Source organism: Streptomyces hainanensis, assembly GCF_004348415.1.
Taxonomy (GTDB): domain Bacteria; phylum Actinomycetota; class Actinomycetes; order Streptomycetales; family Streptomycetaceae; genus Streptomyces; species Streptomyces hainanensis.
Genome location: NZ_SMKI01000381.1, coordinates 1 through 7820 on the forward strand (window position 1 = coordinate 1; position 7820 = coordinate 7820).

Annotated in this window: 7 protein-coding genes and 1 pseudogene; 4 read left to right on the forward strand and 4 right to left on the reverse strand. The window is 69.8% G+C overall.

From position 1 onward, the window contains the following. Positions 1–842, reverse strand: an 842-nt coding sequence (locus E1283_RS27575) for a LysR family transcriptional regulator (RefSeq protein WP_132820877.1), incomplete at its 3' end; no start/stop codon positions are given. Between the two features lie 139 nt (positions 843–981). Here E1283_RS27575 and E1283_RS27580 point away from each other — a divergent pair. The 3 genes from E1283_RS27580 (at position 982) to E1283_RS27590 (ending at position 4668) form a co-directional block, all read left to right on the forward strand. Further along, entirely contained in the window at positions 982–2226 is a 1245-nt protein-coding gene (locus E1283_RS27580; protein WP_207930545.1) for an MFS transporter, read from the forward strand. 68 nt (positions 2227–2294) lie between these two features. Beyond that, positions 2295–2894, forward strand: coding sequence for a cysteine hydrolase family protein (locus E1283_RS27585; protein WP_132820878.1), 600 nt, complete (start codon positions 2295–2297; stop codon positions 2892–2894). Positions 2895–3708: 814 nt separating this feature from the next. Beyond that, on the forward strand, positions 3709–4668 hold the full coding sequence (locus E1283_RS27590; RefSeq protein ID WP_165956262.1) for a glycoside hydrolase family 43 protein: 960 nt from the start codon (positions 3709–3711) through the stop codon (positions 4666–4668). A 94-nt stretch (positions 4669–4762) separates the two neighbouring features. On the opposite strand, the gene E1283_RS27595 is transcribed toward E1283_RS27590, so the two are convergent. Beyond that, positions 4763–5296, reverse strand: coding sequence for a GNAT family N-acetyltransferase (locus tag E1283_RS27595; RefSeq protein WP_132820880.1), 534 nt, complete (start codon positions 5294–5296; stop codon positions 4763–4765). Positions 5297–5471: 175 nt separating this feature from the next. Next, positions 5472–5690 (reverse strand): hypothetical protein, encoded by a 219-nt coding sequence (locus E1283_RS37530; protein ID WP_165956261.1) that lies wholly within the window; start codon positions 5688–5690, stop codon positions 5472–5474. Between the two features lie 665 nt (positions 5691–6355). On the opposite strand from E1283_RS37530, the gene E1283_RS27605 reads away from it, so the two are divergent. Continuing rightward, positions 6356–7207 carry a hypothetical protein gene (locus tag E1283_RS27605; RefSeq protein WP_132820881.1) on the forward strand — a complete coding sequence of 284 codons (852 nt, stop codon included), beginning with the start codon at positions 6356–6358 and terminating at the stop codon, positions 7205–7207. 355 nt (positions 7208–7562) lie between these two features. On the opposite strand, the pseudogene E1283_RS27610 reads toward E1283_RS27605, so the two are convergent. After that, positions 7563–7820, reverse strand: a pseudogene (locus E1283_RS27610) (SMI1/KNR4 family protein); the annotation flags it as partial.

The window sequence follows — 7820 nt, forward strand, 5'->3', positions numbered from 1 at the left end:
GGGTGGGGGTTGTCGCGGTGCCACAGGAGCGAGTGCGGGTAGACGGGCGTCGGGTCGGTCACCGGGATGCGACGCAGGTCATGGCCGGCGGGCCAGACGAGGCGGGTCTGCTCGCTCATGAAGGTGGCCAGCGCCGGGGTGTCGGCGATGGTGTCGAGCAGCGCGTCGGAGCCGAAGTTGGGGCCGGTCGCCTCGATGGTGAGGCCGAACTCGGCGACGAGGTCCTCGTAGTAGGCGCCCCACTCGGTGCCGGGGACGATACCGGGCATCCAGATCCGATGGCCGACCAATTCCGCGATCGTCACCGACCTGGCGCCCGCCAACACATGGGCGGGGCCGGTGAGGAGCTGGAGCGGCTCGTCGAGCACGCGGACCGAGGCGATGTCCTCGGGCAGGGGCCTGCCGGGGGCGGCGACGGCGCGGAACGACGCGTCGACGCTGCCGGACCGGATGGCGGTGACGGCCGCCTCGATCTCGAACAGCATCACCACGTCGAGGTCGATCCGCGGGTGCGCGAGATGGAAGCCGCGCATCAGGCCCGACGCCGCGCCGCGCGAGGCGATCACGTCGACGCGCAGCGGGCGGTGGCCGGCGCGCACGGATCCGACCGCACGCTCCGCGACCCGCAGCAACTCGCGCGCGTGGGGCAGGAACGCCTGCCCGTCGATGGTGAGTTCGGCGCCGCGCGGGGTCCGGGTGAACAGCCGTACGCCGAGGTCGCGCTCCAGCGCGGCGACGCGCTTGGAGACGGCCTGCTGGGTGACCGACAGGTCGGCGGCGGCCTTCTGGAACTGGCCGGCTTCCGCGATGGCGACGAAGGTGCGCACTGTTTCGAGATCCACGCCAACCCACCCTAGGGAACAACCTCTGGTTGTGCATAGGCGCCAGAATGGTTGTTTGACCTGCTGCCTCGCCAACCGGTTGGCTCCCACCGATCAACTTCGCTTTGTTCAGTTGGGACGTCGAGGGAGCACACCAAGCATGATGGGCAGAAGACGGCTGGGCCGACCGTTCGGGTGGCTGTGGGCGGCGTACGCGATGAGCGCGTACGGATCCGGGCTGGGGTTCGGGGCATTGCCGCTGATCGCCGTGCTGGTACTGCATGCCAGCCCCGCCGAGGTGTCCGCGCTGTCCGCGGTGGGGCCCGCGGTGGGCGCGCTGATCGCGGTGCCACTCGCGCCGTGGGTGGAGTTCCGGCGCAAGCGCCCGGTCATGATCGCGATGGACCTGACCCGGTTCGTGGCCATGGCGACGATCCCGGTCGCCTACGCCTTCGGCCGGCTCGGCTTCGTCCAACTGCTCGTGATCTCCGCCGTGGTCGCCGCGGCCAAGATCGCGTTCAACGCGGCCAGCGGCGCCTACCTCAAGGCCCTCGTCCGGCCGGATGACCTGCTCGTCGCCAACGCGCGGTTCGAGTCAACGAACTGGAGTTCCGTTGCGGTCGGGCCGCCCCTGGGCGGCGCGGCCATCGGCCTGTTCGGTCCGGTCACCACCGTGCTGGCCGACGCGCTCAGCTACCTGGGCTCCGCACTGTGCATCACCGCGATCCGCGACCGGGAGGACGCGCCGCGACCGACCGACAGGAACCAGGTCCGGGCGGGCGCGTTGCTCGACGGGTGGCGACACATCATGGGCCATCCCGCTCTGCGGGCGCTCTACCTCAACAACATGCTCGTCTCCGGTCTGATCATGGCCACCGAGCCGGTGCTCGCCGTGCTCCTCCTTCGTCAACTCCACTTCGCCCCCTGGCAGTACGGCCTCGCCTTCGCCGCCCCCTGCCTCGGCGGACTCATCGGTTCCCGACTGGCCCGCCGGGTCGTGGCCCGCCACGGGCAGTACGCCGTCTTCCGGACCGTCGGCACCCTGCGCGCCATCTGGCTGATCGGCCTGGCCTTCGTCCGTCCCGGCGGCGTCGGCCTCGTCACCGTGATAGCCGTCGAGCTGGCGATCATCATCAACATGAGCCTGTACACCCCGGTGCTCGCCACCTATCGGCTCGAAAACACCCCCAGGCATCTCGTCGCCCGCACCCTGTCAGCGTGGTCCATCGGCCAACAGGCGGCCATCGCCGTCCTCACCGCGCTCACCGGGCTGCTCGCCGACATCACCAGCCCGCGCACCGCTCTCACGGTCGCGGGACTGCTCATCCTGGCCACCCCGCTCCTGCTTCCCCGACCCGATCAGATGTCGCACCACGAGTCGGAACCGGCCCGCAGCCACTCGTGAGGCACCACAACCCGCCACGGAAGCCCGCAGGCGACCAGACGCACAGCACCAGCAAGGAGAAGACCCACATGAGCACCGCCCCCGTTTTCGACTCCCCGCACACCGCACTTCTCGTCATGGACCACCAGCCCGCGATCCTGGCCTCTCTGCCCGAAGACAGGGACCGCGACGCCCTGCTCGGTCGCGTGGCGGGAGCCATCGCCGACGTTCGCGCCAACGGTGGCACCATCGCCTACGTACGCGTCGGCTTCACCGAGGCCGACTGGGACGCCATACCGGCCAGCAACAAGTCGTTCGCCCCGCTCGCCCAGCACCGCCTCATGCACCACGAGGACCCCGCCGCCGCCATCCACGAGCGCCTGGCACCGCGGGACGGCGACATCATCGTGCGCAAGGTCCGCTACGGAGGCATGTCCACCACGGACCTCGACCAGCGGCTACGCGAGCGCGGCATCACCACACTGGTCGTCTCCGGCATCAGCACCAGCGGCGTCGTCCTGTCCACCGTCATCGACGCGGCCGACCGCGACTACCGGCTCTACGTCCTCTCCGACGGCGTCGCCGACCCGGACACCCAGGTCCACGACTTCCTGCTCCAGCGGATCCTCCCCGCACGGGCCCACATCATCGACACCACCGAGCTGCACGCCCTGCTCCGAGCTGCCTGACCTGCACCACGAGCCGCCCCCACCCACGGCCGCCGCACCCACCCGGCGCGGCGGCCGGCCGCGGTTCGGCGGGCCGGGTGGCCGGAGGAGCACGAGACGTCGTTCGACACCACGATGCCTCCGCCGTCACCTCGCGTTCCGCGTCTGGTACCGCGGACAGGTCGGTCGGCTCGGCCACGAACTCGTCCGGTGCGTCGGTGTGCGGTGTGACCGTGCCGGAGCGGTGGTCGTGGAAGCCGCCGAACGTATGGGCGGTGCCATGCGTTTCGACGTGTTCCGCGATCCGCTCCTGGAACGTCGCCAACGCGGACGCCGCCGCGGCCGGGACCGCCGGCCCCCGCGCACAGCTCGCTCCCCGCGGCCCCACACTCGCAGGTCAGGGGCGGCCTCCGGCATGTTCACCGCCCTCCTGCCATGCGGTCCATCTCTCCGCCGCACCGCTGCCCCCGACCCGCGCGAAGGCCGTGCCCCCGTCGAGCGTCCGGTGGGCTGGCACGAGGACCTTCATACGGCGCCCCCGAGACGGCGACGGCTTGGCTGTCGCGAATCCACTCGCCTCACGCGCGTCGAGGAAGGACTGCGGGTCGCCCGTCTATTGACGGCCACTCACCGCACGGTGACTATGTGAGAGCGCTCTCTGTCGTGGACATGTGCAGGAGGAAACCTGATGCGGCCCTCCCGTTGGCTCGCCGGCATCGTTCGGCTCGGACTCGTCGGCGCACTCGTCTTCGGACACGCCGCGACCACCGACGGACCCGCGGAAGCCGTCACCGCGGTGACGGACGACCAGCCGTCCACGCTCGGCCGTCCCCTCATCGGCGGCGCCGACCCGAGCGTCATCAAGGTCGGCGACCTCTATGTCTCCGCCAAGGCCGTGGACGGCGGCATCGCCGTGCGGACGGCCTCCACCCTGGAGGACGTCGCCACCGCGCCCAGGCACCAGGTGTGGCAGGACACCGGCAACCTCGGCGAGGTCTGGGCCCCGGAGATCGTGCATCACGACGGTCGCTACCGCATCTACTTCGCCGCCGGCCGCGGGGCGGCCCACCGGATGTACCACATCAGCTCGGCCAGCCCGGACTCCGGCTACTCCGCCGCTGTCAAGGTCGCCCTGCCCGATGACAAGTGGGCCATCGACGGTGTGCCCTTCACCTTCGGCGGCCAGCGCTGGTTCGTGTGGTCCGGCTGGTCCGGAGACACCAACGTCGAGCAGAACCTGTACATCGCCCGGATGAGCAGTCCGACCGCGTCCACCGGCGGCCGTTACGTCATTTCGCAGCCCCGCGAGTCGTGGGAACGGGTCGTGGGCAACCCGTACATCAACGAGGCGCCCCAGCCGATTGTCGACCCCAACGGGCAGTTGCACGTCGCCTACTCCGCGAACGGCAGTTGGAGTGACAACTACTGCATCGCCGACCTGCGGCTACGGGCCGGCGGCGACCCGACGTACGTGTGGGACTGGTACAAGAGCAACGGCTGCCTGTTCGGCTCGCACGCCTCGACCATGATGTCGGGCTGGGACCCCACGCTGAACGTCGACGGTCCCGGGCACCACACGTTCGTCCTGCCGCGCGGCGACGTCGCCGCCGGCCCACCGTCCGGCAACCGGTTCCCGACCATGTTCCACGCGGTCGCCAAGGGCAGGCCGTACTCGTGGTCCAACCGCTACTGGTACAGCGGCACGGCCGTCTGGTGGTCGAACACCACGTACCGCCGAGCCAACGTCCCCGGTCCCACCACCAACGTCGGATACAGCCTCAAATTCTTCGAATGAGAACCGCGATCACGTTGACGGCCCGACGCGGCGGTCAGTCGGGGACGTACGGAGAGTGGTCGCCTGTCCTGTGATGTTCGACGGGGCGGTCGGTTCACGCCTGGAACTCGGTGAGATCGATGGTGTGAACGCGCAGTGGACAGCCGTATACCGGGTGTGTCGTCTCTCGCTCGGGCACCATGCCGAGCTTTCGGATGACGTTCTCGGAGGCGTCGTCACCCACCCGGTTGATGCTGATGACACGGTCGAGGCCGCGGTCCTGGAGCGCGAACTCCAGCGTGGCGTGGGCGGCTTCGGACGCGTATCCCTGGCCCCAGAACTGTGAGCCGAGCCGCCAGCAGATCGTCACGGCGGGCAGTACCTCCGGCAGGAACTCGGGCACGGACAGACCCGTGAATCCCGCGAGTTCACCCGAGGCCAGCAACTCGACGGCGAAGAGTCCGAAGCCCTCCTCGTCCCACTCCTCCTCCCACTGTTCGATGGCCTCCGCCGTGTGGTCCAGGTCGCGCACCGAGCCGTCGTCGGTCCAGCGCATGACTCGTGGGTCCGCGTTGATGTCCGCCATCGGCGCGAAGTCGTGGTCATACCAGCGACGGAGGAGCAGGCGGGGTGTACGGATCTCGGTCATGGCGCCCATCCTGCCGAAGGCAAGGGCCCCATAGGTAATCCGGCGCTCACCCGTGCTGCCGCTCCACGCCCCACCCGGCTCGGCCTACACCGGCGACACCCGCTCCCACGGGGCCGGCGGGCCCGTGGGGCCCGGCCGAGCACCGAGCCCCGCAGCCGGCCGGATCCCGGCTCGGTCAGTCCTCCCCGCCCACGCTGACGGACCCGGTAGCGTTCCCGTCCCACCTGACCGCTCCCGCGTTCGCGAGGTCCTGCCCGTGAATCGCGGCGGCCCCGGACTGGGAGCCGTCGATGTCGATCTGCGGGACATCGCCGACCGCGTGGCTGGCGGCGGGTACGGCAACGGTCAGGGCGAGCCCCGCGAGCACGGTGGCCGCGACGTTTCGAAGGCGCATGATTCCTCCAGGTATTGAGGGGTCGTCCGTACACCCCACCGCACGGCGGCCTCGCGGGACGGCCGACACCCTGACGCAACGGCCGGAGTCCCCCGCCCTGCCCTCTGTGTCGAAGCGCGACAGCTGTCGCATCGACACGCGGGCTGTAGAACAGCAGGGGGCCGTCCGCGTCGGTGATGACCATGGTCTTGACGGCGTTCTGTTTGCTCTTGCCGGAGACGAACGTATCCCGGTCCTTGCGCCCCACGGCCGGGCGACGAACCCGAATCTCGGCGCCATCGATGATCCCGGTCGTCCCGCCGGCACCGAGATGGTCGGTGACTTCTGCCAGGGTCCGCAGTCGGACACCGGGGCTGATGGTGCACCCACGCTCGGCGAGCAGGGGCCGCACCTTGCCGATGGCGCGGGTGATCGTGGAACGGTCCAGCGTGGCCCCGTGACGGAGAGGTACGAGGGCGGCCAGGAGCCGGTTGACGCACACCAGTTGGTGCTTCGCGCCGGCACCCACGCCTGCTTCCGCGGCTTGGACGCCAGCCTTCCCTGGTGGCGTTCATGCCACAACGGGCCTACCTCGGCAACGAGTTCAGCGATCACCTCGGCCGACAGGCCCGTGATCTTCCGGTCACCGATGATCGCAGTACGCATCGCGTCCTTGCCACACGACCATGATCAACGATCACGAGATCGACGCCTCACCGCTCTCGCCGCGGACGGCGCGAACGCTCCACCCCCGCACCCACCGACTGCGCGAAGTGACAAAGTCGTCGTCGTTGGTCCACCGCGTTCTTCGCCGCATCACGAGGACCGCGCCGTCGCGACCGAATATTGTCGGCGAACGCTGCTCGGGAAATCCGCAGCAGGGCCCCGAGAAAGGGAGAAACATGGCCGACCGCAGTGCACGGGCCAGGAGCGACCCGCGTCGCCCGGCGCGGTGGAGATCTCGGATCGCGGTCGGGGTGGCGCTGGCCGCCCTGACGACGACGCTGACCGTCGGTACCTCGTCCTCGGCCCAGGCGTACGAGGGCTATTGTCCCAGTGGATTGACATGGAGTTACTTCTTCAACGGAAGCTACACTCCCGAGTTTGTGGCCGGTGAGTACGTCATCAATTCGGTGAGGCCCGACTTCCTCGTGAGTGAGGAGCGCGTGGTCGTCAACGGCACGAACAGGGAGATCACGGGAAGCTTCACCTCGTCGGTATCGAGGACGTTCGGTCTGACCTTCACGGTCGGCACCAGTGCCTCGCTGTTCGGCTTCCTGAACGCCAACGTCAGCGCGAGCATCACCCAGAGCACGACGACCACGACCGGTGTCACGGCCACCACGCCCGTTCCCCCGTATGGCCGGGTGATCGGCCAGTACGGCGTCGAGGCGTACGCCGTGGATTACACGCTCCGCGAGTACCGCTCCATCGGTGCCCTTCCAGAAGCCGGGGGCCTCTGCTACCTGCACGGCTCGACCGCTGGCACGAGCGTCGCGCCGACGGCCTACACCGGCTGGCGGGTCATGCCCGGCTGACGCACCCGACGCACGTTCCCTTTCCGGCCTCCGGCGCCCCGGCGGCGGAGGCCCCCCCGATTGCCGGCGCCCGCTTCGCCGGGCTCGAGGGCCGGGGTGACGCTGGGGGCGACGCAGCCGGGTCCCCGGAGGCGTGCGCGCAGGCACGTTGCCGTTCGGCAGATCCGCGGCGTTTCCGCGAGAACTCGTGCAACCGTCCGCTGTGTCGAAGACGAGCGGATGTGGCCTGGCACGGTCGGTGACGCACTCGCCCGTTTCGAGTGGGCGTTCAGGCAACACGGTCGTTTTCTGAACGCGTCCCAGGTCTTGCGCCCGGACTGGAGGTGGAGTATGCCCGCGATGATCTGGCGGAGGCCTCGGCCAGCCTCAGCACGTCGGCCAGGTCCGCGCCGTCGCCTTGCCACCGCCAGCGGCCTTGCACCCGCCGAACCAGGAACAGGCCGTACGCGGGGCCGGCGCCACCCGCGCCAACGTGGAGCAGAAAGGCCCGGTACTCGTCCGGAAGTCGCACCCCTGTCTGTGCTTCGAGTTCGGCAAGCTCGCCCCGGGTGAGCGGCTCCTCCATAACCCACCCGTGCTCGGAGGCCCCGAACACCTCGCCGCCCCCGGGCCC

What these genes read in the sequence shown, in the direction of transcription:
- E1283_RS27580 (WP_207930545.1), top strand. Translation starts at nt 982, where the DNA reads ATGATGGGCAGAAGACGGCTGGGCCGACCGTTCGGGTGGCTGTGGGCG.
- E1283_RS27585 (WP_132820878.1), top strand. Translation starts at nt 2,295, where the DNA reads ATGAGCACCGCCCCCGTTTTCGACTCCCCGCACACCGCACTTCTCGTC.
- E1283_RS27595 (WP_132820880.1), bottom strand. Translation starts at nt 5,296, where the DNA reads ATGACCGAGATCCGTACACCCCGCCTGCTCCTCCGTCGCTGGTATGAC.
- E1283_RS37530 (WP_165956261.1), bottom strand. Translation starts at nt 5,690, where the DNA reads ATGCGCCTTCGAAACGTCGCGGCCACCGTGCTCGCGGGGCTCGCCCTG.
- E1283_RS27605 (WP_132820881.1), top strand. Translation starts at nt 6,356, where the DNA reads ATGATCAACGATCACGAGATCGACGCCTCACCGCTCTCGCCGCGGACG.